The following is a 23,314-nucleotide window of genomic DNA, read 5'->3' on the forward strand; positions in this document are numbered from 1 at the left end:
CACCCCGGACGCGATCCGGGGTGATGTAAGAAATGACTATCTTGCATATATTGGCGTTTGCTCGCGTAACTGGTTCTTAGGAGGCGGTGGGTCATAGATCTGTCGCACAACAGACCGGATCGCCGATGAAACGCCTCCCCTGATCGCGCCGAACCCGCCGCGGCTGAGCGAGCACCTTGATGCGCTGCGTCGGGTCGAGGCATCGGGGGTGTTCAGCAACAACGGTCCGGAGGTTCGCGCGTTCGAGGCCGGGGTGACCGAAAAGCTGTTCGGCGGCCACGGTGCATGCCTCGCGGTCGGCAACGCCACGCTCGGGCTGATGCTCGCAATCCGCCACGCGTCGGGGATGCGGACGGGCGGTCTGAACCCGAAACAGGGCACGCTGGCACTGATGCCCGCGCTCACCTTCGCCGCGACCGCGCAGGCGGCGGCGTGGGCCGGGCTGACGCCGCTGGTCTGCGATATCGATCCTGACGATTGGGGTGCCTGCGCGCTGGAAGAGGAGCGGCTTCTCCAGCGACACGGTGAGCGGATCGGCGTGGTCGTGCCCTATGCGACCTTCGGCAACGCGATCGACCTCGACCGCTACGTGCATTTCCAGCGGCGCTACGGCGTCGGTGTGGTGGTCGATGCGGCCTCGTCGCTCGGCACGCTCGACGATGCGGGAGTTGGCTTTGGCGCCCGTGCGCCGTTCGCCGTCGTGCACTCGATGCATGCAACCAAGACGTTCGCGGTGGGGGAGGGCGGGTTGATCCACAGCGGCGACGTCGACCTGATCGCGACATTGCGGTCGATGGGCAATTTCGGCTTCGAGGGTAGCCGCAATGCGACGCTGCCCGGGATCAACGCCAAGCTGCCCGAGGTCACCGCGATCATCGCGCAGGCCAAGCTGGCCGAGATCGATGCGATTGCCGGGCATCGTGCGGAACTGGACGATACCTACCGCGCGACGCTGCCCGATTTCCAGTTCCAGGCGGTATCGGGCCGCCGCCGCGCGATGCAGTTCATGCCTGTCCTGCTCCCCGAGCATATCGCGCACCACCGCGACGCGATCGTCGAGAGCATCGAGGCGGACGGCGTTGGCTGCGGTCGATATTTCAGCCCGCATCTCGGCGAACAGCCGTGGTTTCAGGCGACCGCGATGATCGAGCCGACGCCGGTTGCGGACAGGATCGCGGGGCGGATGCTGTCGTTGCCGATTACCGATGCGATGACTGTCGACGATGCGCGGCGGGCGGCAACCGCGCTGGCATCGGCGTGCGCGGCGATCATCCAGCCGCTCGACCGACGGGCGTCGGTACGCGGCCCCGGCGGTGCGATCGCGTCGGTCATCGTCGTCGGCGGTGGCCCTGCGGGGACGGCGATGCTGACCTCGGCGACGAAGCGCGGCCTGCTACCCGATCTGGCCGCGTCGGGGCTGATGGTGATCGAGCGCAGCAATGCGATCGGTGGCGGGCGGCTTGGGCGCTACGCGATCACCTCCGATTCGACCGCGCAGACTTTCCTGACCGCGGTGCGCGACAATGTGCATCCCGAACTCGCGCGGCTGGTCGATCACCCCGCCGGGCGTGCGGTCGCGGCGCATGAGGGTGCGCTAGGCGTACCGCTGACCGAGGTCGGGCCGCTGTTGCGTGCGACCGGCGATCGCTTGACGGATATCGTCCGCGAGAATGGTGGCACCGTGCTGACCGGGCACGAGGCACTGGGCGCGAAACGGGTCGGCGACGGCTTATGGAGCGTACAGGTCCGCCGGCTGGCCGACGGGCATGTCTTCGATCAACTCGCGCGCAACGTCGTCGTCGCGACCGGCGGTCACCAGCCGCTCGACCGGCTTGCCACGCAACGCGTCGCAGGGGCCAGCCTGGTCGATCTTGCGAGCGGACGGCTGCTCCAGTCGGACGACGTGCTGACCGTCGGCGGGTTCGAGAAGGTCGCCGATATCCTGACCGGCAAGCGCAACCCGAAGATCGCGGTGATCGGCGGGTCGACCAGCGCGCTGACGACGATCGCGCTACTGCTGAAGAGTCAGCCGACGCTGCCGCTGGGGGCGGGGGCCATCACGCTGCTGCACCGCCGTCCGCTCCGCCCCTTCTATCATTCGGTCGAAGCGGCGCACGCCGAAGGGTTCACCGATTTCGGCCCCGACGACGTCTGCCCGGTCTCGGGGTTCGTCTACCGTCTTGCAGGATTTCGCCTCGAGGCGCGCGACCTGGTGCTTAGGATGCTCCGCATCGACGGTCGTGCGCCCGATCCCCGCGTGACGTTGCACCGCATAGCCGGCGATGGCGATGGCGGCGGCGACGGCGACGAAGACGCGCGCGCAGTCGTCGAACAGGCGGATCTGGTGATCGCGGCGCTCGGTTATCGACCGATCGCACTGCCGATCGTCGACCGCGACGGCCTGCCGATATCGTTGGCGGCGCATGACGGCAAACCAATGGTCGATCGCCATTGCCGGATCGTCGATGCCGACGAAGCGCCGATTTCGGGACTGTACGGGCTTGGGCTTGCTGCCGGGTTCGTGCCGTGGGGGCCGCTTGGTGGGGAACGTAGTTTTTCGGGGCAGGCGAATGGCTTGTGGTTATGGCAGAACGATGTGGGCCTCATGATCGTCGATCAGGTGATGACATCGAAGGTAATGGCAGCAGCGTGAGTTCGACGGGAATGCAGAGCGACATTCGGCAGGATCCGACCGTCGATGCGCGCGCGAGCGTACCGGTGATCAGCGTCGTCATGGCGGCGTACAACGGTGCAGGGTTGATCGAGGAGACGCTCGCCAGTCTCACGGCGCAAACGTTCGGGGATTTCGAAGTGATCGTGGTCGACGACTGCTCGACCGACGACACGCGCGAGGTGATACGAGCCTGGCCCGATCCGCGCGTGCGACTGGTCGTGATGGCGAAGAACGGCGGCCCGGTGAAGGCGCGCAATCGTGGGTTTGCGGAGGCGCGTGGGCGCTATATCGCCGCGCTCGACCATGACGATATCTGCCGCCCCGATCGCTTCGCGCGCCAGGTGGCGTATCTCGACTCGCATCCGGACACGGTATTGCTGGGCACCGCCGCCGAGTTGTTGACCGAAGGCGTGGTCGGTCCGTCCAGCTATGCACCGACCACCACGCCCGCGCTGGTCGCGTGGCTGACCTGCATCGAGAATCCGCTGGTCTGGTCGTCGACGATGATGCGGACCGAGGTGGCCCGGCGGCTCGATCCTGTGACCCGACCGGAACTCCTCTATGCCGAGGATTTCGACCTGTATCAGCGGATCCAGCACTTCGGCGCGATCGCGCGGCTGGACGAGGCTCTGGTGCTGTACCGCGTCCATCCCGGCGGCGTGTCGAAGCGGTTCGTCGACATCATGGAGGCGGCGTCCGTGCGCGTGCTGACCGAACGCTATGCGCGGTTGTTCGACGAACGCGCCGCGCGGGTCGCAGGTCTGATCGTCCAGCACAGCATGGCCAAGCGCCCCGTCCCCGATCGCGCCGCGCTGGCGACGTTGGGGAGCGCGCTGAGCGTAATCCAGGCGGATTTTCTCGCGACGCACGCCTGCTCGGCCCACGATATCCGCCTGATCCGCTGGGAGACGGCGCGACGCTGGGGCGACATTGGCCGCGCGGGGTTGCGCGCGGGGACGGTGCGGCTGGGCGACGTGCTGGCGGTACGACCCGATCATCTCGGGCTTGGCTATGCCGGGCTCGAGGCGCTGCTGTGGTCGGGATTTATCGGCGGCGTACGCCGCGCGCGTCGGCGAATGGAGCAGAGTCGGATGGCACAGACCGCTGGGTAGGTGGCGGGGCAGGGCCGCGCCGCGCCGCGCGATGGGGTAACGACGAGCATATCCGCCAGAGAAATTGCCACTTCACCCATCACCGTCACCCCAGCGAAGGCGGGAGTATTTCACGAGGTGGGTGACGCCCGCAAAACGGGGATATCTCCGCTTTCGCTTGGATGTCGGGTCTGGGGTGCGCGATGTCGCCTCACAATTCCGTCACTCCAGCGGAAACTGGGGTATTTCACGAGGCGGATGACGCCCGTCAAATCGGAATATCCCAGCTTTCGCTGGGATAACGGCTCAGACCTTCGCCGCGTAGATCATCCGGCCGGCACCAAGCCGCGCGAACACCTGGTCGAGATCGCGCTCGCCGACCGCGAAGCAGCCCTGGCTGCGACCGAGCATGCCGTGGCTCTCGATCATGTCCTTGTTCGCGTACCATGCCGAATGCACGACGATGGCGCGATCGAGCGCGTTGTCGTTGGTCGGATCGAGGCCGATCAGACGCTGCGAGCGGCCATGCTTGCCGACATAATAATCGTCGGTGACGAACGCGCCCTCGGACGAGGCGTTCGAGCCGAAGCGGTTCGAGAAGCGCTCCAGATATCCGGTATGCGCCGGATCCGAGCCGCTGCCGTGCGCGACCAGCAACGAGGTACTGCGTCCGCTGGCGAGATCGATGAAGTGGAACCGCGGCTTGCCCGACGGTGCCGCGAAATCGGCGATCGCGATCCGGTCGTGATGCTGGATGCGGCTACCGTGACGGCTCAGCGATGCCATCGCCTGGCGCAGCAGATCGGGCCGGACCACCCGCGGCGAGGTGACCGCGACCGTGGTCCGCGGCAGCGGTGGCTGCGTCATAGGCTTCAGATCGCGCGCAGTCAGCGCCCGCGAAAGATGTGGCGTAGCGGATACCGCCCCCGGTACCGCAAGTGCCCCCGCCAAAACCAAACCGTTCTTCAGAAGCGCGCGTCGTTCGCGCACAAGACCTTCGTCGTGCATCGATTTTCCCGTAATTGCCCCAGTTCCCGTGACCGAACGTATAGCCGATTTTCGGTGAATATTCTGCAACCATTTCCACTGGTTGTGGGTCCGTTCCCTCGAACTACCCCGGCTTGGGGTCGCTTCGTCGACTCAGCGGCGCGACGGCACGTTCTGGAGAATCGTGCGTTGGACGCAATATCGAGACTCGGAGAGCTACGAAGAGATGAGCAGGATCGTGCAGTCTGCTACGGCAATGGGGTTGATGTTCGCGCTGTTCGCGGGTCAACCCGTGTGGGCCGCATCGGCCGCCGCGATCGCGGCGATGCCGATTGAGCAGGCCGCGACCGAGCTCTCGCCGAACCAATTCGTCTGGAAGGACAACGGCTCTAGCGAGCCGGTCAGCATCGTCATTAGTCTGCTGGAGCAGCGTGCGTTCGTCTATCGAGGCGCGACGATGATTGCGGCGACTACGATCTCCAGCGGCAAGGATGGCAAGGATACCCCGCTCGGCACGTATCCGATCCTGCAGAAGAACGCGGTTCATAAGTCGAGCCTGTACGATGACGCATCGATGCCGTTCATGCAGCGCCTGACCTGGGACGGGATTGCAATCCACGCGGGCCGGAATCCGGGCTTCCCCGCGTCGCACGGGTGCATCCGCGTACCACTCGGCTTTGCGAAGCAATTGTTCGGGGTCACGACGCTAGGGACGACAGTGACGGTAACGGATGATTTCGAGGGTGGCGTGGCCCCTGAGCCGCCGGTTGCGGATCAGGAGACCGCGATCGCCAATTTGCGCCAGTCGGTTTCGCTGAGTCAGTAAACGACCCCACGCCGTCATCCTGACGAAAGTCAGGATCCAGAGTAATAGGCCTCGACGCTAGTGACTCTGGATCCTGACTTTCGTCAGGATGACGGATGCTGGGCGATCGGGAGCCCCAGCTCGACCAATCGCGCACGGAAATCCGCTGCGTTCGTAAACAGCACCGATTCAATCCCGAGCGCTCGCGCCGCCGCCACATTCGCCGCGTTGTCGTCGACAAACACCGCGTCTGCCGCCGCCAACCCGAACCGCGCCAACGCCAGCCGATAGATCGCCGCATCCGGCTTCACCATCTTCTCTTCGCCCGACACGACCACGTCGCGGAACCTGTCGAACAGATGGGCTTCACGCGCGCGGAAGGGTGGCCAGAACTCGTGGCTGAAGTTCGTGATCGCGAACAGCGGTACGCCGGCCGCGTCCAGCTCCTCGACGATCTCGTGCATCCCAGCGATTCGCGCACCGATGCTCTCGTTGAATCGCGGCCCCCAGGCGGCAATCAGCGCGGCATGCTGCGGATACAACGCAGCCAGCTCCGCCGAGGTATCGGCGAAGTCGCGGCCAGCATCGTGCTGGAAATGCCAGTCGACCGTCACGACATCACGCAGGAACGCGTCGAGCGCCCGATCGTCATCGATCAGGCGCTCGTACAGGATCCGCGGATCCCAGTCGTAAAGAACACGACCGACGTCAAAAATGACGGCGGTAACCAGGAGTTTAGCCCTGGCGTGCCTTGAAGCGACGGTTGGTCTTGTTGATGACGTAGGTACGGCCACGACGACGGATCACGCGGTTATCGCGGTGACGATCCTTGAGCGACTTCAGGGAATTGCGGATCTTCATGATCGATTCGCTTCTTTTCAAATCTAGGTGTGCGGAAAGACGGGATCGCCTAATGGCGGGGTGTGTCCAAGTCAAGCAACGGACACGCTCCTACCATCCGGGAACCCACTCGGCTGGTCGGAGCGTTACTATAGCGCAACATTCTAAGGAAGTCCCGATGGCGGTTCGTTCGATCCTGGTCCTGGCGCTGGCAAGCGCATCCCTCACCGCGTGCGCGACTGGCCCGTCGCTGCCCCCGACCGAGGTGCTGCGCTATCATCTCGGCGAGCCGATCGACCGCGGGACGATCGCCGTGCAGCCGCTCACCGGCGGCGGCCCCGCCAGCCTCGAGTTCAAGACCTACGCCGCCGCCGTACAGGGCGAGTTGCTCAAGGCGGGTTACAGCGTGCCGACGCCGGGCGCTAAGCCGCTACTGGTCGCGACCGTCGGCTTCACGCGCACCACCCAGGCTGGCCCACCAAAGCGGTCGCCGATCAGCATCGGCCTCGGCGGCGGCGGCTTTAGCGGCGGTCGTGGCGGTGGCGGCGTCGGTCTCGGCGGCGGGGTCGGCTTCCCGATCGGCGGCGGCGGGAGCACCGCGATCCTCGTCTCAGAGCTATCGGTGACTATCAAGCGCACCGCGGACCAGTCGCCTGTCTGGGAAGGTCGCGCACAGTCGTTCGCCGACGCCCGCAAGGAGGACGCACGGACCGATATCCAGGCCACCAAGCTGGCGCAGGCCTTGTTCATGGGGTTCCCCGGCGAGTCCGGCCGCACTATTCAGGTGAAATGAACGACAAGCCCATGAGTCCCGCCGCTACTCCCGTTACCATCAACGCAGCCTTCGATGGCGGCAACATCCGTGTTGTCGCCATCGACGAGGATCGAGATCGACCTGGAGATCGTCACCGATTTCCAGTCCGACTTTTTCCAATGGTTCTATTTTCGGGTGGCGGGCACGGCCGGGCGGATACTGACCTACCGCATTCTCAATGCGGGCAAGTCGGCCTATCCGTTCGGCTGGCCGGGCTACAAGACGCGCGCCAGCACCGATCGCCAAGCGTGGCGGATGATCGAGACGCGCTATGAAAATGGCGTACTGGAGTTCGACTTTACCGCGGACACCGATCTCGCCTGGTTCGCCTATTTCGCGCCGTACACGATGGAGATGCACGAGGCGCTAGTGGCCCGCACCGCGTTGCTGCCGGGCGTCACGCACCGTGAACTCGGCCAGTCGCTCGACGGTCAGGCGATCGATTGCTTCACGATCGGGTCGGGGCCCAAGCTGGTCTGGATCTACGGACGCCAGCATCCCGGCGAATCGATGACCGAATGGTGGATGGAAGGCGCGCTGGAGCGGCTGACCGATCCGGCCGATCCGATCACTGCCGCGCTACTGGCTAAGGCGACCTTCAACGTCGTCCCCAACATGAACCCCGATGGGACGCGCCGGGGTCACCTTCGTACCAACGCGGTCGGGGTGAACCTCAACCGCGAATGGCACACGCCCAGCCCTGAGAAGAGCCCCGAAGTCCTGTGCGTACGTAACGCGATGGACCAGACCGGCGTGGACGTCGCAATGGATATCCACGGCGACGAGGCAATCCCAGCGAATTTCATCGCAGGTTTCGAAGGCATCCCGTCCTGGACCGACGCGCACGGCGAGAAATTCTACGAATACGGCCGGCGGCTCGCGGCGCACACGCCCGATTTCCAGACCGAAAAGGGCTATCCCAAGTCCGCGCCCGGCACCGCGAACCTGTCGATGTCGACCAACCAGCTCGCCGAGCGCTTCGGTGCCGTGTCGATGACGCTGGAAATGCCGTTCAAGGATCACGATGCCAATGCCGATCCCGAGTTCGGCTGGTCGCCCGAGCGGTCGAAACAGCTCGCGCATGCGATGCTAGAGACACTTGCCGCCATGATCGACGAAATCTGACCCGATAACAACGGCTTGGCACGGTCCGGAGGCTTGGGTTCAACCGCTGCGAACCGTGCGTGGGCCTAACCTTATCCTAACCTTTGAACGCTTCCGTTCAGTCCCGTCATCGCAGGAGCCCGAATGCCGACCCTAGTCCTAATCCGCCACGGCCAGTCCACCTGGAACCTCGAGAACCGCTTCACCGGCTGGTGGGACGTCGACATGACCGCCAAGGGCGAGGCCGAGGCCAAGGCGGCAGGCGAGCTGATGGCCACCAAGGGCCTCGACTTCGACCAGACCTTCGTCAGCCTCCAAACGCGGGCGATCAAGACGCTCAACATCGCACTGGAGGCGATGGGCCGGCTCTGGCTCCCGGTCGAGAAGGACTGGCGCCTGAACGAGCGGCACTACGGCGGACTCACCGGCCTCGACAAGGCGGAGACCGCGGCCAAGCACGGCGACGCGCAGGTCCACATCTGGCGCCGCAGCTTCGACGTCCCGCCCCCGGTCTTGGAGGAGGACAGCAAGTTCGACCTGTCCAGTGACCGCCGCTACGCCGGCATCGCCATCCCCAAGACGGAAAGCCTCAAGGACACCATCGCCCGCGTCCTCCCCTATTGGGACGAGCGGATCGCCCCCGCGCTCAAGGACGGCCAGCGCATCCTGATCTCCGCGCACGGCAATTCGCTCCGCGCGCTGGTCAAGCACCTGTCGAACATCCCCGACGACGAGATCACCAGCCTTGAGATCCCGACCGGCCAGCCGATCGTCTACGAACTCGACGCCGACCTGAACGCGACGGACCGCTACTACCTAAGCGAGCGCTGAGCTCCGTCCGAAAGTGACACCACCCCGGCGAAGGCCGGGGCTCAATTGGAAAGGTGGCAGTACCGGAGCGCCGCCATCGGTTAGCTCTGTTTCCCAATTGGGCCCCGGCCTCCGCCGGGGAGGTGCGGTTTTGCGCGGCCTACCTCCGCCTACCAATACCGTTGCCCTAGCGCCCGCCCATCGCTAGGCACGGCGCTCCTTTGATCTGGGGACGGAAATGGCTCTAGTCGGCATCATCATGGGCAGCACCTCCGATTGGGAGACGATGCGCCACGCCGCCGAGACGCTCGACGCGCTCGACGTCGCCTACGAGACCAAGGTCGTCTCCGCGCACCGCACGCCGCAGCGCCTCTATGACTATGCGACCACCGCCGCCGATCGCGGCCTGAAAGTCGTGATTGCCGGCGCCGGCGGCGCGGCGCACCTCCCCGGCATGGCCGCCTCGATGACGCACCTTCCGGTGCTCGGCGTGCCGGTCGAATCGAAGGCGCTGAAAGGCATGGATAGCCTGCTCTCGATCGTCCAGATGCCCGGCGGAATCCCGGTCGGCACGCTCGCGATCGGCAAGCCCGGCGCGATCAACGCAGGCCTGCTCGCCGCCGCGATCCTCGCCACCTCCGACGACGCGCTCGCCGAGCGCCTCAAAGCATGGCGCGCAGCACAGACCGACGCCGTCGCCACCGACCCCGTTTGAAGACGATAGCCTGAAAGACGCTAAAATGACGCCGCTTCCCCCGGATCGACCATCGGCATCCTTGGCGGAGGCCAGCTCGGCCGGATGCTCGCGACCGCCGCGGCGCAACTCGGCTATCACACGCACGTCCTCGCGCCCGACCAGGAGAGCGTCGCCGCACAGTCCGCCTCGACCATGACGCGCGCCGACTATCACAACCGCATCGTGCTCGCCGACTTCGCCGACGCCTGCGACGTCATCACCTACGAGTTCGAGAATATCGCAGTCGAGCCCGTGGAATGGCTCGCAGACCGCGTCCCCGTTCACCCGAGCCCCCGCGCGCTCCGCGTCGCTCAGGAGCGGATCGGCGAAAAACGCTTCGTGGAGAGCGTCGGCGGCCGCCCGGCACCTTGGGCTGCGGTCGACAGCCTCGAAAGCCTGCAGGCAGGCCTGAAGGCGATCGGTACCCCCGCCATCCTCAAGACCGCGCGCTTCGGCTATGACGGCAAGGGTCAGGTCAAGATCGACACGCCCGCCGCGGCGCAAGCCGCGTGGGACGCGATCGGCGGGCCGGCAGTGCTGGAAGCTTTCGTGCCGTTCGAACACGAGTTCTCGATCCTGATCGCCCGCGGCCTCGACGGCAGCATCGCGCGCTACGATTCGCCACTCAACGTCCACCGCGACGCGATACTCCGCCACTCGTCCGTCCCCGCGCCCGCCGCCGTGCTGGCCCAAGCCGACGAAGCTGCAGCGCTGGCACAGCGGATCGCGGCCGAACTCGACTATGTCGGCATATTGGCGTGCGAGTTCTTCGTCGGTGCGGACGGCCCGGTGTTCAACGAGATGGCGCCCCGCGTACACAATTCCGGCCACTGGACGATCGAAGGCGCCGAATGCTCGCAATTCGAAAACCACATTCGCGCGATCTGCGGCTTGCCGCTGGGTGCGACGACCTTGACGGGGCGTGAGGCGACGATGGAAAACCTGATCGGCGACGATGCGGACCGCTGGGCAGCGTTGCTGGCTGAGTCCGGCGCCCACCTGCATCTGTATGGCAAGGGCACCGCGCGGCCAGGGCGTAAGATGGGCCACGTCACGCGGATCACTCGCTGACGGTTGATGCTGCCCGCGGAGCAATAGGCACCTTGGCGCACCGCGCGACTTATCGAAGGAAAAGCAGAATTTATTACAGAAGTGGCGGAGACGGAGGGATTCGAACCCTCGGTACCAGTAAACCCGGTACGGCGGTTTAGCAAACCGCTGGTTTCAGCCACTCACCCACGTCTCCGGCTGCAGCAGATGCGGGGCTATAGCGAGGGTCGGCGTACTGAGCAACGGCTGTAATGGCGGTTTGCGCGAATTCCGCCGGTTTGGTGGGTGCGGGCGACAAACGCGTCGCTCATCCCGTATTGGCCCGACTTCGCCCGATTTCGACACGTACTTGGCGCTCGTTCATTGCACGGCAAGGCACGCGTCGGTTAACCTACCGTTGGCAGGGTGCCTTGATAGTGTGGGGATCGATCGACATGCGTAGCTTCTGGCTTGGCCTTGGCGCCTTAGCGGCGGCCCTCTGTGGGGGCACCGTGTCGGCGCAGGTCCGCACGATCGATCCAAACCAGGCGATCGATGGCGACCTTTCCGCGCAGGCATATTCCACGCCATCACGCGGCCAGGCGGCGACGCAGCCGTCGCGCCCGACCTATGTGGAGCCCCTGTTCAGGCAGGTCCTACTCCTACGCCTCCCCCGCCTGCTAGCCAGCAGGCCCCGGAAACGCGCGCCGAAGCGACGATGCAGGCCGCCGACACCTACGAGCGCGATGATCTGCTGGCGGCCGGTGAAGGCGTGTTCGGCAAAGGGGCGGCCGGACTTGGTGGGCTGCTTGAAAAGATACTGAAGGACCAAGGTCAGCCCAACGCTTATATCGCCGGGCGCGAGGCCTCGGGAGCGTTCATTCTCGGCGTGCGGTACGGCTCGGGTATCATGAGCCACAAGGTCGAGGGCCAGCAGCCGGTCTATTGGACCGGGCCCTCGGTGGGCTTCGATGTCGGCGGCGACGCCAACAAGGTCTTCGTGCTCGTCTACAATCTTTATGACACGGAAGAGCTCTACAAGCGGTTTCCCGCGGTCGAAGGACGCCTCTATCTCGTGGGGGGTTCGCTGCGACCTACCTTCGCCGTGGCAACGTCGTCTTGATTCCGATCCGGCTAGGCGTTGGCTGGCGCGCAGGCGTGAACGTCGGGTATATGAATCTCACGCACAAGAGCCGTTGGCTGCCGTTCTGATGCGGTCGGTATCGCCGGCAACGTAAACCCGCAACGTAAAGAGTGTGGTTGGCGCCGGCGGAATCGAGCATCTGCAGATTAACGGTGGCGCCTTTTTCGGGAGTTACCGAATAGGCATATCCGTATTGAACAGGTCCCGGCGCGCCGTGTCAGTAGTTCGCGAGGTGCAGATCGGACAGATTAGGGCTGGTGCGCGGCGATCTCATGCGGCCGCGTCGACCTGATAGCGCCAAGAGTTCAGTAAGTGTCACGTGAACCGCTCGGATTCCATCTGGTCGCAGACTTAGGCCAATCAAAAACGGTGCGCTAAGCGCGAAATCTGAATTTTCCAAACGCATTTGGAAAATGGTGCCCGGAAGAGGACTCGAACCTCCACGACCTTGCGATCGCCAGCACCTGAAGCTGGTGCGTCTACCAATTCCGCCATCCGGGCACGGGGTAGGAGGGCGCCTCTAGGGGAGGGTCGCGATGCTTGTCAACACGCCTCTTGCTGGGGCAAGGGGTTATTCGCGAATGAGCAGGCAAAACAAAGTGGACGGACGGGCGATGAACGACAAACTGGTGACGCTGATCGGAGGTGGCGGTTTCGTCGGCCGCTATGTCGCACAGGCGCTGCTAGCGACGGGCGCACGCGTCCGCATCGCGCAGCGCGATCCGCGGCAAGCGTTCTTCCTGAAACCGCTCGGTGGGCTCGGCCAGACGCAGTTCGTCGGTGCCGATGTCACCAAGCCCGAGACGATCGCGCATGCGGTGCACGGCTCGGACGTGGTGGTGAACCTGGTCGGCGTGCTGGCGGGCGATTTTCAGCGGATCCAGGCGCTTGGTGCGCAGGCGGTCGCGCAGGCTGCGGCGAAGGCTGGCGTTGGCGCGCTGGTGCATGTGTCGGCGATCGGCGCGGATCCGGAGTCTGCGTCGGCGTACGGCAAGTCGAAGGGGCAGGGCGAGGCGGCGGTGCTTGAGGCATTCCCCAACGCGACGATCCTGCGGCCGTCGATCGTGTTCGGCCAGGAAGACCAGTTCGTGAACCGCTTCGCCGGGATGATCGCCAAGGCGCCGGTCGTTCCCGTGCTGCGCGCGGGTGCGAAGTTCCAGCCCGTGTTCGTCGGCAATGTCGCTGATGCAGTGGTTGCAGCCGCGTCCGATCCCGAGACGTTCGGCGGCAAGACCTTCGAGCTCGGCGGCCCCGACATCATCACGATGGGCAATCTGATCCGCTGGATCGCAAAGACGATCGGCCGCGATCCCTCGATCGTCGAGTTGCCCGACTTTGCGGGTGCGCTGATCGCCAAGGCTGGCTTCCTGCCGGGCGCGCCGATCACCAAGGACCAGTGGACGATGTTGCAGAGCGACAACATCGTCACCGGAATCGACGGTCTGGCGGCGTTCGGGATCGAGGCGACGCCGCTGTCGACCGTCGCGCCGGGCTGGCTGGTGCGTTTTCGCAAGGCCGGGCGGTTCGGTCGTCGCGCCGAAACGCGTGCGGATACGAGGACGGCCTGATCTTTCGCGCTAAGAGCGTGCTGACCGACCGACCCTGACCTACCGCGCCGGAGCTTCCGCTTGACCGAACTTCTCACCGTCATCCTGCTCGGCATCGTCGAGGGGATCACCGAATTCCTGCCCGTCTCCTCGACCGGGCATCTGATCCTCGCGACGCGGTTGCTCGGTTATGACGCGGGGCGCTGGGAGGTGTTCAACGTCGTCATCCAGCTCGGCGCGATCCTCGCGATCGTCGTGCTGTACTGGCGGACGTTCTGGGCGGTTGGCATGGGGCTCATCCGCCGCGAGCCCAAATCCTGGCTGTTCCTGCGCAACCTTGTGGTCGCGTTCATCCCGGCGGCGGTGATCGGGTTGGCGTTGCATAAATATATCGAGGCGCTGCTCGGCAACGCCGAGGTCGTCGCGATCGCGCTGATCGTCGGCGGCTTCGCGATCCTCGCGGTCGAGCGGTTCGCGCCACGCAGCGACATCAGCGGTGTTGCGGACATCCCGTTGAAGACGGTGATCGGCATCGGCTTCTTGCAGTGCCTGGCGATGATCCCGGGCGTGAGCCGGTCGGGCGCGACCATCCTCGGCGCGCTGGCGCTGGGTGTCGAGCGGCGCACCGCCGCGGAGTTCAGCTTCTTCCTCGCGATCCCGACGATGCTGGGGGCGAGCGCGCTCGAACTGTTGAAGAACCGCGATGCGATCGCGAGCGGCGGCGGTGTCGGGCTGGGTGCGATCGCGATCGGCGCTGCGGTGTCGTTCGTCGTCGCGCTGCTGGTGGTGAAGTGGTTCGTCGGGATCGTCACCAAGCACGGGTTCGTGCCATTCGCATTGTACCGCGTGGTCGCCGGCTCCGCCGCGCTGATCTGGCTGCTGAGCAAGTAAGACCGTAACGGGCCTAATAAGGTTTGATGCGATTGATTATCAGAAAATCAGCTGGTGTTTGAGCTTTTATAGGGCATACATGCTTACATAAATGCAGTTTTAGCCGTGACAAGCCTTCCGCAGCGCAATAACGCGGCTGTCGGAGGCATGTATGGCGAACGATTCGATGCTAAAGTTTGTCGCGCGGGAGCAATCCTACCCGGACAAGCGTACCGCGGACGAGCGACAGGAAGATTTCCGCGAGATCGCGCAGCGATACGCGGTCGAGCCCGCCGAGGAGCAGGCCGGACGCTGTTCGCAGTGCGGCGTGCCCTATTGTTCGGTCCATTGCCCGCTGCACAATCACATCCCCGACTGGCTCCGGCTGACCGCGGAAGGGCGACTGCGCGAGGCGTACGAGCTCAGCAACGCGACCTCGACGATGCCCGAGATCTGCGGACGCATATGCCCGCAGGACCGGCTATGCGAAGGCAATTGCGTCATCGAATTCACCGGGCACGGCGCGGTCACGATCGGCTCGGTCGAGAAGTTCATCACCGACACCGCTTGGGAAAATGGCTGGGTCGAACCGCTGATCCCCGGCAAGTCGCGCGGCCAGTCGGTCGGCGTGATCGGTGCGGGGCCGGCAGGTCTGACCGCGGCGGAATATCTGCGCGGGCATGGCTATGATGTGCACGTCTATGACCGCTACGACCGCGCGGGCGGATTGCTCACCTACGGCATCCCCGGCTTCAAGCTCGAAAAGCCGATCGTCATGCGCCGCGTCGAACGACTGAAGGCCGCCGGTATCGTCTTCCACGAAGGCTTTGCGGTCGGTCACGATGCGAGCCTCGACGATCTCCGCCAGCGTCACGATGCGATCCTGATCGCGACCGGCGTGTACAAGGCACGCGCGATGGACCTGCCCGGCGGCGGATCGAACGGCGTGGTCGCCGCGCTCGACTTCCTCGTCGCCTCGAACCGCAAGGGCTTCGGCGACGCCGTCCCCGCATTCGACGACGGCAGCCTCAACGCGGAGGGCAAGGACGTCGTCGTGATCGGCGGCGGCGACACCGCGATGGACTGCGTCCGTACCGCGATCCGCCAGGGCGCCAAGTCGGTGAAGTGCCTCTACCGTCGTGACCGCGCCAACATGCCCGGTTCGCAGCGCGAAGTCGCCAATGCCGAAGAGGAGGGCGTCGAGTTCGTCTGGCTGTCGGGCCCGCAGAGCTTCGATGGCGGTGACACCGTGTCGAGCGTCAAGGTGCGTAAGATGCGTCTCGGTGCGCCCGATGCAAGCGGCCGGCGTGCACCCGAACCCGATCCCGCCGGCGACTATTCGGTCGATGCGGATCTGGTGATCAAGGCGCTCGGCTTTGATGCCGAGGACCTGCCGACGCTGTTCGCGACTCCCGAACTCGGCGTGAGCCGCTGGGGCACCGTGCTGGTCGATGGCAAGACGCTGATGACCTCGCTCGACGGCGTGTTCGCAGCAGGTGACATCGTCCGCGGCGCGAGCCTCGTCGTCTGGGCGATCCGCGACGGCCGCGACGTCGCCGCGACAATGTACAAATGGCTGAAGGCCAAGGCTGCCAACGCGAAGGTCGCAGCATGATGCGCCGGTATCTTGGCGCGATGCTGCTGACATCGGCGGTTCTCTCGTCGGTAGCGCACGCGCAGGCTGCTCCCGCGGCCACGACGGCGGTCGAACCGACGCGTCTCGCGGCGGCACACGACCTGCTCGACATTCTCATGCCGCCCGCGACCCGCGCGCAGATGGTCGAGAGCATGATGACACCGATGCTCGCCAATCTGCGACAGGGCATGATGCAGAACCCGGATTTCGCCAAGGCGATGAACGGCGATCCACGGGTGAAGGCGCTGTTCGACACGTTCATGGCGCGCCAACAGACGCAAACCATGACGATGATGCGCGACGGGTTGCCTCGCATGTCCGACGCGATGGCGCGTGCCTATGCGCGACGCTTCGATGTCGCCCAGATGCGCGAGATCAAGACGTTCTTCCAGTCGCCGACCGGCCGGCTCTACATGCAGCAATCCTACACGATCATGGCCGACCCCGATGTCGGCGCTTGGCAGCGAGCGATGATGGCGAACTCGATGACCGGCGTGCAGACGAACGTGGCCGACTTCGCCAAACAGATCGCCGCGCTCGAACCGAAGAAGAAGTGACGATGACCAAGATGGACACCGCTCATATGGACACCGCCCACATGGACGCGGAACGCGCCCGTCTCGCCGAGCACGGCATGTACCGCCCCGAATTCGAGGGCGACGCGTGCGGCGTAGGTCTCGTCGCCGCCACCGATGGCCGTGCGTCGCGGCGTGTCGTGCAGTCGGCGGTCGATGCGTTGAAGGCCGTGTGGCACCGCGGCGCGGTCGATGCGGATGGCAAGACCGGCGATGGCGCGGGGCTGCATATCGACCTGCCGCTGCGCTTCTTCGACGATGCGGTCGCTGCCTCTGGCCACAAGGTACGCCCGAACCGGTTGGCCGTCGGCATGATCTTCTTGCCGCGCACCGATCTTGGCGCGCAGGAGGATTGCCGGACGATCGTCGAGAGCGCGATCATCGAGGCGGGCTACACCATCTATGGCTGGCGGCAGGTGCCCGTCGATGTGTCGGTAATCGGCCAGAAGGCGCAGGCGACGCGCCCCGAGATCGAGCAGATCATGATCGCCGGGCCCTTGCCCGAGGAGCAGGACGCCGCCGAGTTCGAGAAGACGCTGTACCTCGTCCGCCGCCGGATCGAGAAGCGCGTGATCGCGGCGCAGATCCAGGGTTTCTACATCTGCTCGCTGTCGTGCCGCTCGATCATCTACAAGGGGCTGTTCCTCGCCGAATCGCTGTCGGTCTTCTACCCGGACCTGTGCGACCAGCGCTTCGAGAGCCGCGTCGCGATCTTCCATCAGCGTTATTCGACCAACACCTTTCCGCAATGGTGGCTGGCGCAACCGTTCCGCTGCCTCGCGCACAACGGCGAGATCAACACGATCCGCGGCAACAAGAACTGGATGCTCAGCCACGAAATCCGGATGGCGAGCCTCGCGTTCGGCGACAATTCGGAGGACATCAAGCCGGTGATCCCCGCCGGCGCGTCCGACACCGCCGCATTGGACGCCGTGTTCGAGGCGATCTGCCGCTCGGGCCGCGATGCGCCGACCGCCAAGCTGATGCTCGTGCCCGAAGCCGCCAGCCCGGACATGCCGCCTGAACATACCGCGATGTACCAGTATCTCGCGAGCGTGATGGAGCCGTGGGACGGCCCCGCCGCGCTGGCGATGACCGATGGTCGCTGGGCGGTCGCGGGCATGGACCGCAACGCGCTACGTCCACTCCGCTACACGCTAACGTCGGACGGCTTGCTGATCGTCGGTTCCGAGAGCGGCATGGTCGTCGTTCCCGAATCGACGATCGTCGCCAAGGGTCGGCTCGGGCCGGGCGAGATGATCGCGGTCGACCTCGACGAAGGTCGCCTGCTCCAGGATCGCGAAGTGAAGGATCGTATCTCGGGCGAGGCGGATTATGCCGCGATGATCGGCGAATTCCACACGCTCGCCGACCTGCCCTCGGTCGAGGACGCGATCGTCCGCTATGATCGCGCCGAACTCGCGCGCCGCCAGGTCGCGGCGGGCCAGACGATGGAGGACATGGAACTGATCCTGTCGCCGATGGTCGAATCCGCCAAGGAAGCGATCGGGTCGATGGGCGACGACACGCCGCTCGCGGTCATCTCGGACAAGCCGCGGCTGATCAGCCAGTTCTTCCGCCAGAACTTCTCACAGGTCACCAACCCGCCGATCGACCCGTTGCGCGAGCGCCACGTGATGTCGCTCAAGACGCGGTTCGGCAATCTCGCCAACATCCTCGACGTCCGCGACCAGCGCGAGCGCGTGTTGGTGCTCGATTCGCCGGTGCTGACGGGCGAGCATTGGTCGCGGCTGAAGGCGCATTTCGGTAATGCCGTCGCCGAGATCGACTGCACGTTCGACGTCGGCGGCGCCCCCGAGAAGCTCCGCGCGGCGATCCAGCGGATCCGCAACGAGGCGGAGCAGGCCGTTCGCCAGGGCAAGAGCGAGATCTTCCTCACCGACGAGGCGATCAGCGAGGACCGCGTCGGTATCGCCGGCGTGCTCGCGGTCGCCGCCGTCCACACGCACCTCGTTCGCCGCGGCCTGCGCTCCTATGCGTCGATCAACGTCCGCTCGGCCGAGTGCCTCGACACGCATTATTACGCCGTGCTGATCGGCGTCGGCGCGACCACCGTGAACGCCTATCTCGCCGAAGCCGCGATCGTCGATCGCCAGTCGCGCGGGCTGTTCGGTGATCTCGACCTCGCCGAATGCCTCCGCCGCCACCGCGTCGCGGTCGAGGAGGGGCTGCTCAAGATCATGTCGAAGATGGGCATCGCGGTCATCTCGTCGTACCGCGGCGGCTATAATTTCGAGGCGGTCGGCCTGTCACGCAGCCTGGTCAACGACCTGTTCCCCGGCATGCCCGCGAAGATCAGCGGCGAGGGTTATGCGTCGTTGCACGTCAACGCGACCGACCGCCACGAAGCCGCATTCGACCCGGCGGTCGCGACGCTGCCGATCGGCGGCTTCTATCGCCAGCGCCATACCGGCGAGACACACGCCTATTCCGCGCAGCTGATGCATCTGCTCCAGACCGCGGTCGCGACCGACAGCTATACGAGCTACCTGCAATTCTCGCGCGGCGTGTCCGACCTGCCGCCCGTGTACCTGCGCGATCTGCTCCAGTTCAACTTCCCTGCGGAGGGCGTGCCGGTCGACCAGGTCGAGGCGATCACCGAGATCCGCAAGCGCTTCGTGACGCCGGGCATGTCGCTCGGCGCGCTGTCACCGGAGGCGCACGAGACGCTGGCGATCGCGATGAACCGGATCGGCGCCAAGGCCGTGTCGGGCGAGGGCGGCGAGGACAAGTCGCGCTTCGTGCCCTACGCGAACGGCGACAACGCCAACTCGTCGATCAAGCAGGTCGCGTCCGGCCGGTTCGGCGTGACGGCGGAATATCTGAACGCGTGCGAGGAGATCGAGGTCAAGGTCGCGCAGGGCGCCAAGCCCGGCGAGGGCGGCCAGTTGCCCGGCTTCAAGGTCACCGAGTTCATCGCCAAGCTGCGCCATGCGACGCCCGGCGTGACGCTGATCTCGCCACCGCCGCACCACGACATCTACTCGATCGAGGATCTCGCGCAGCTCATCTACGACCTGAAGCAGATCAACCCGCGCGCCCGCGTCTGCGTGAAGCTCGTCTCGTCGGCGGGTATCGGCACGGTCGCGGCAGGTGTGGCGAAGGCGCATGCCGACGTGATCCTGATCGCCGGCCACGTCGGCGGCACCGGCGCGTCGCCGCAGACGTCGATCAAATATGCCGGCACGCCGTGGGAAATGGGCCTGTCGGAGGTCAATCAGGTGCTGACGCTCAACGGCCTGCGTGGTCGCGTGCGGCTGCGCACCGATGGCGGGCTGAAGACCGGGCGCGACATCGTCATCGCCGCGATCCTTGGCGCGGAAGAGTTCGGGATCGGCACGCTGTCGCTGGTCGCGATGGGCTGCATCATGGTGCGGCAATGCCATTCGAACACGTGCCCGGTCGGCATCTGCACGCAGAACGAAGCGCTCCGCCAGAAGTTCGTTGGCACGCCCGAGAAGGTCATCAACCTGATGACCTTCATCGCCGAGGAGGTGCGTGACATCCTCGCGCGGCTCGGCGTGAAGAGCCTCGACGACGTGATCGGCCGCACCGAGCTGCTGCGGCAGGTCAGCCGCGGCGCGGAGCATCTCGACGATCTCGATCTCAACCCGATCCTGGCCAAGGTCGATGCGGACGATTCACAGCGCCGGTTCAGCCTGTCGACCTTCCGCAATGAAGTCCCCGACAGCCTCGACGCGCAGATCATCAAGGATGCGGCGGCAGTGTTCTCGCGCGGCGAGAAGATGCAGCTGACCTATTCGGTGCGCAACACGCACCGCGCGGTCGGCACGCGACTGTCGAGCGAGATCACGCGGAAGTTCGGCATGTCGACGCTGGCGGACAACCACGTGACGATCCGATTGCGCGGGTCGGCGGGGCAGTCGCTCGGCGCGTTCCTGTGCAAGGGCATCACTTTGGAAGTGTTCGGCGATTCGAACGATTACGTCGGCAAGGGGTTGTCCGGCGGCACGATCATCGTTCGCCCGGCGGTGAGTTCGCCTTTGGCGTCGCAGGACAACACGATCATCGGCAACACCGTGCTCTATGGTGCGACATCGGGCCGGCTGTTCGCGGCAGGGCAGGCGGGCGAGCGCTTCGCGGTCCGTAATTCGGGCGCGAGCGTCGTAGTCGAGGGCTGCGGTGCGAACGGGTGCGAGTACATGACCAACGGCATCGCCGTGGTGCTGGGCGCGGTCGGCGCGAACTTCGGCGCGGGCATGACCGGCGGGATGGCGTTCGTCTACGATCCCGACGGCGTGTTCGCGAAGCGCGCCAACCCGGAGAACATCACCTGGGATCGCGTGAAGTCACTCCACTGGGCCGACGTCTTGCTCGACCTGGTCCGCGATCATGCCGACCACACCGACAGCAAATGGTCGAAAGGCCTGCTGGAAGATTGGGACCGCGTGGCTCCCCATTTCTGGCAGATCATCCCGAAAGAAATGCTGACGCGCTTGTCGCACCCGCTGGATGACAGCGCAGAACTGGTGGCGGCGGAGTAGAGCGGCGCCACACAAACACCACCCCGGCGAAGGCCGGGGACCAGTTGGGGAACGTAACTAACGAAGAACGGCGCTTCGTTACTGCGGCCTTTCCAATTGGGCCCCGGCCTCCGCCGGGGTGGTACCTCCTGATGAAGTTACCGACTGCCCTCTTGTTCTCCCGCGAAGGCGGGAGCCCAGTCTGGATCCCCGCCTTCGCGGGGAAACAGTCTTTGGGCACCGCGTGCGTTAATCCCAACCCGCGCTAGTGACACACACGCCCCGCCCCGCCTAAACGATGAGCATGTGGCAGCTTTATCAATTCCCCCTGTGTCCCTTCTCGCGAAAGGTGCGCCTGCTGCTGGGCGAGAAGGGGGTCGGCTACGAACTGGTGCGCGAATCGCCCTGGGATCGCCGCGACGAGTTCATGGACATGAACCCCGCCGGCCAGACCCCGGTGATGGTCGACGCGTCGCGCGGCGTCGCGCCGCTGATCGATTCGATGGCGATCTGCGAATTCTTCGAGGAAACCGTCGAGAAGGCGGCGATGATCAACGGCACCGCGACCAACCGCGCCGAGATCCGCCGGCTGGTCACGTGGTTCGACACGCATTTCTACCGCGACGTCACCGGCCCCCTGCTCCACGAACGCATGGTCAAGCGCCTCGCGCACCGCACCGCGCCCGACGCGAAGGGCCTGCGCGAGGCGATGAAGGCAGCTGTCGGGCATCTCGACTATATGGATTACCTGCTCGATCACCGGAACTGGCTCGGCGGCGCGACGATGAGCCTCGCTGATCTAGCGGCTGCCGCGCAAATTTCGGTGACCGATTATCTCGGCGGGATCGACTGGAAGGGCCACGACCAGACCGCACGCTGGTATCGCGGCTTCAAGAGCCGCCCGAGCTTTCGCCCGCTGCTGTCCGAACGGATGGAGCTGATCTCACCCCCGGCGCACTACGACAATGTCGATTTCTGAGCAGATCGCGTTCGCTGACTTCGAGAAGGTCGACATCCGCGTCGGCACGATCGTCGAGGCCGAACCCTTCCCCGAAGCGCGTAAACCCGCGATCAAACTTCGCATCGATTTCGGCGACGAGATCGGGGTGAAGCGCTCGTCCGCCCAGATCACCGAGCATTATACGCCGGAGACTCTGGTCGGCCGTCAGGTCGCCGCGGTGGTCAACTTCCCGCCGCGCCAGATCGGCCCGATGATGTCCGAAGTCCTGACGCTCGGATTCCCCGATGCGGACGGCAAGGTAGTGCTGATTACGCCGACCGGACCAGTCCCGAACGGCGGCCGGCTATTCTAAACAATAATCCTCCCCCTTGCGGGGGAGGATCCGCAGAACCCCAGCGCTTACTGACGCAGGTCGTTCTGCGTGATCGGCACGATCTTCACCTCGACGCGACGGTTCGCGGCCCGCCCGGCATCGGTGTCGTTCGACGCGATCGGCTGCGTTTCGCCGTAGCCGCGCGTACCGATGCGCGCAGTCTGCACGCCGTGGCCCGCCAGATAGTCCGCGACCGACCGCGCGCGGCGCTCGGACAGCGTCTGGTTATACGCGTCGCTGCCGGTCGAATCGGTATGGCCGTACACGTCGATGTACGTCTGGTTGTACTGCGACAGCGTGTCCGCAACCTGGTCGAGCGTCCGCTGGAACTGCGGCTGCACGTTGGCGCTGTCATACGCGAAGGTGATGCCCGACGGGATGTTGAGCACCAGATCGTCGCCCTGGCGGATCACCTGCACGTCGGTCCCGGCAGTGCGCGCGCGCAGGTCGCGCTCCTGCTTGTCCATGTATGCGCCGATGCCCGCACCCGCGAGACCGCCAATGCCGGCGCCGAGCAGCTTCTCGGTCCGGTCGTGCCGTCCACCGACGACGTCGCCGAGCAGATAGCCGCCGAGTGCGCCGCCGATGCCGCCCAGGGCGGTCTTCGAGATGGTTTGGCGACCGGTCTCCGGATCGGTGGTGCAGCCGCTGGTGGCGATCAGTGCGGCCAGTGCGGCGCCTGCGAACATCTTGGTTTTCATAGATAATCTCCCTGGGACATGATGAGGACGGCGTTATGCCCGTTACGGCCGATAACCCAGTGTCGCGACGATTGTTCCGCCTGCGCACTGAACCGAGCCTGACCATCTTGGC

Annotated in this window: 18 protein-coding genes, 2 tRNA genes and 2 pseudogenes; 16 read left to right on the forward strand and 6 right to left on the reverse strand. The window is 65.3% G+C overall.

The features are described 5' to 3' along the window. Positions 1–118 precede the first annotated feature (118 nt). Together QP164_RS15585 and QP164_RS15590 are read left to right on the forward strand one after the other, a co-directional pair. Positions 119–2,653, forward strand: coding sequence for a DegT/DnrJ/EryC1/StrS family aminotransferase (locus tag QP164_RS15585; protein WP_333924284.1), 2,535 nt, complete (start codon positions 119–121; stop codon positions 2,651–2,653). Then, entirely contained in the window at positions 2,650–3,786 is a 1,137-nt protein-coding gene (locus QP164_RS15590; protein ID WP_333923724.1) for a glycosyltransferase family 2 protein, read from the forward strand. Before QP164_RS15585 ends, QP164_RS15590 begins: the two co-directional genes overlap by 4 nt. Positions 3,787–4,071: 285 nt before the next feature. On the opposite strand, the gene QP164_RS15595 is transcribed toward QP164_RS15590, so the two are convergent. After that, positions 4,072–4,773, reverse strand: a complete 702-nt coding sequence (locus QP164_RS15595; protein WP_132735072.1) for a murein L,D-transpeptidase catalytic domain family protein — start codon at positions 4,771–4,773, stop codon at positions 4,072–4,074. A gap of 205 nt (positions 4,774–4,978) precedes the next feature. Here QP164_RS15595 and QP164_RS15600 point away from each other — a divergent pair, with 205 nt between their 5' ends. Further along, on the forward strand, positions 4,979–5,578 hold the full coding sequence (locus QP164_RS15600; protein WP_333923725.1) for a L,D-transpeptidase family protein: 600 nt from the start codon (positions 4,979–4,981) through the stop codon (positions 5,576–5,578). 83 nt (positions 5,579–5,661) lie between these two features. Here the strand turns inward: QP164_RS15600 and QP164_RS15605 are convergent, their stop codons facing one another. Both QP164_RS15605 and ykgO read right to left on the reverse strand, forming a co-directional pair. Continuing rightward, positions 5,662–6,288 (reverse strand): HAD-IA family hydrolase, encoded by a 627-nt coding sequence (locus QP164_RS15605; RefSeq protein WP_333924285.1) that lies wholly within the window; start codon positions 6,286–6,288, stop codon positions 5,662–5,664. Positions 6,289–6,292: 4 nt separating this feature from the next. Next, complete coding sequence (gene ykgO / locus QP164_RS15610) at positions 6,293–6,418, reverse strand: type B 50S ribosomal protein L36 (RefSeq protein ID WP_003046794.1); 126 nt, start codon at positions 6,416–6,418, stop codon at positions 6,293–6,295. 157 nt (positions 6,419–6,575) lie between these two features. Here ykgO and QP164_RS15615 point away from each other — a divergent pair, with 157 nt between their 5' ends. The 5 genes and pseudogenes from QP164_RS15615 to QP164_RS15635 all read left to right on the forward strand — a co-directional run bounded on the left by QP164_RS15615 (position 6,576) and on the right by QP164_RS15635 (position 10,932). Next, positions 6,576–7,190 carry a DUF4136 domain-containing protein gene (locus tag QP164_RS15615; RefSeq protein WP_277984080.1) on the forward strand — a complete coding sequence of 205 codons (615 nt, stop codon included), beginning with the start codon at positions 6,576–6,578 and terminating at the stop codon, positions 7,188–7,190. 11 nt (positions 7,191–7,201) lie between these two features. Next, a pseudogene (locus QP164_RS15620) lies at positions 7,202–8,336 on the forward strand (M14 family metallopeptidase). Positions 8,337–8,459: 123 nt separating this feature from the next. Continuing rightward, positions 8,460–9,146: a 2,3-diphosphoglycerate-dependent phosphoglycerate mutase gene (gene gpmA, locus QP164_RS15625; protein WP_333923726.1), complete on the forward strand. Its 687-nt coding sequence runs from the start codon at positions 8,460–8,462 to the stop codon at positions 9,144–9,146. A 217-nt stretch (positions 9,147–9,363) separates the two neighbouring features. Then, positions 9,364–9,840 carry a 5-(carboxyamino)imidazole ribonucleotide mutase gene (purE, locus tag QP164_RS15630; protein WP_333923727.1) on the forward strand — a complete coding sequence of 159 codons (477 nt, stop codon included), beginning with the start codon at positions 9,364–9,366 and terminating at the stop codon, positions 9,838–9,840. An 84-nt stretch (positions 9,841–9,924) separates the two neighbouring features. Next, positions 9,925–10,932 (forward strand): 5-(carboxyamino)imidazole ribonucleotide synthase, encoded by a 1,008-nt coding sequence (locus QP164_RS15635; RefSeq protein WP_443027452.1) that lies wholly within the window; start codon positions 9,925–9,927, stop codon positions 10,930–10,932. Positions 10,933–11,014: 82 nt separating this feature from the next. On the opposite strand, the gene QP164_RS15640 is transcribed toward QP164_RS15635, so the two are convergent. Then, positions 11,015–11,107, reverse strand: a tRNA-Ser gene (locus QP164_RS15640). 238 nt (positions 11,108–11,345) lie between these two features. On the opposite strand from QP164_RS15640, the pseudogene QP164_RS15645 reads away from it, so the two are divergent. After that, positions 11,346–12,102, forward strand: a pseudogene (locus QP164_RS15645) (DUF1134 domain-containing protein). 346 nt (positions 12,103–12,448) lie between these two features. Here QP164_RS15645 and QP164_RS15650 read toward each other — a convergent pair. Next, positions 12,449–12,535: transfer RNA gene (locus QP164_RS15650), tRNA-Leu, on the reverse strand. Positions 12,536–12,648: 113 nt separating this feature from the next. Between QP164_RS15650 and QP164_RS15655 the strand changes: the two genes are divergently transcribed. From QP164_RS15655 to QP164_RS15685, 7 genes are all read left to right on the forward strand, one after another. After that, positions 12,649–13,602, forward strand: coding sequence for a complex I NDUFA9 subunit family protein (locus QP164_RS15655; protein WP_333923728.1), 954 nt, complete (start codon positions 12,649–12,651; stop codon positions 13,600–13,602). A gap of 60 nt (positions 13,603–13,662) precedes the next feature. Continuing rightward, positions 13,663–14,472: an undecaprenyl-diphosphate phosphatase gene (locus QP164_RS15660; RefSeq protein WP_056054252.1), complete on the forward strand. Its 810-nt coding sequence runs from the start codon at positions 13,663–13,665 to the stop codon at positions 14,470–14,472. A 151-nt stretch (positions 14,473–14,623) separates the two neighbouring features. Further along, entirely contained in the window at positions 14,624–16,066 is a 1,443-nt protein-coding gene (locus QP164_RS15665; RefSeq protein ID WP_333923729.1) for an NAD(P)-dependent oxidoreductase, read from the forward strand. After that, positions 16,063–16,644, forward strand: a complete 582-nt coding sequence (locus QP164_RS15670) for a DUF2059 domain-containing protein (protein WP_333923730.1) — start codon at positions 16,063–16,065, stop codon at positions 16,642–16,644. The genes QP164_RS15665 and QP164_RS15670 overlap by 4 nt, the downstream gene beginning before the upstream one ends. Positions 16,645–16,655: 11 nt before the next feature. Continuing rightward, on the forward strand, positions 16,656–21,188 hold the full coding sequence (gltB, locus tag QP164_RS15675; RefSeq protein ID WP_435368385.1) for a glutamate synthase large subunit: 4,533 nt from the start codon (positions 16,656–16,658) through the stop codon (positions 21,186–21,188). Between the two features lie 283 nt (positions 21,189–21,471). Then, a complete protein-coding gene (locus QP164_RS15680; RefSeq protein ID WP_056054264.1) occupies positions 21,472–22,146 on the forward strand; it encodes a glutathione S-transferase family protein in 675 nt (224 codons plus the stop codon). Further along, positions 22,133–22,480: a tRNA-binding protein gene (locus QP164_RS15685; RefSeq protein WP_333923731.1), complete on the forward strand. Its 348-nt coding sequence runs from the start codon at positions 22,133–22,135 to the stop codon at positions 22,478–22,480. The genes QP164_RS15680 and QP164_RS15685 overlap by 14 nt, the downstream gene beginning before the upstream one ends. A 47-nt stretch (positions 22,481–22,527) precedes the next feature. On the opposite strand, the gene QP164_RS15690 is transcribed toward QP164_RS15685, so the two are convergent. Continuing rightward, on the reverse strand, positions 22,528–23,202 hold the full coding sequence (locus QP164_RS15690) for an OmpA family protein (RefSeq protein WP_333923732.1): 675 nt from the start codon (positions 23,200–23,202) through the stop codon (positions 22,528–22,530). Positions 23,203–23,314: the final 112 nt, after the last annotated feature.

Source organism: Sphingomonas sp. LR59 (assembly GCF_036855945.1).
GTDB lineage: Bacteria > Pseudomonadota > Alphaproteobacteria > Sphingomonadales > Sphingomonadaceae > Sphingomonas.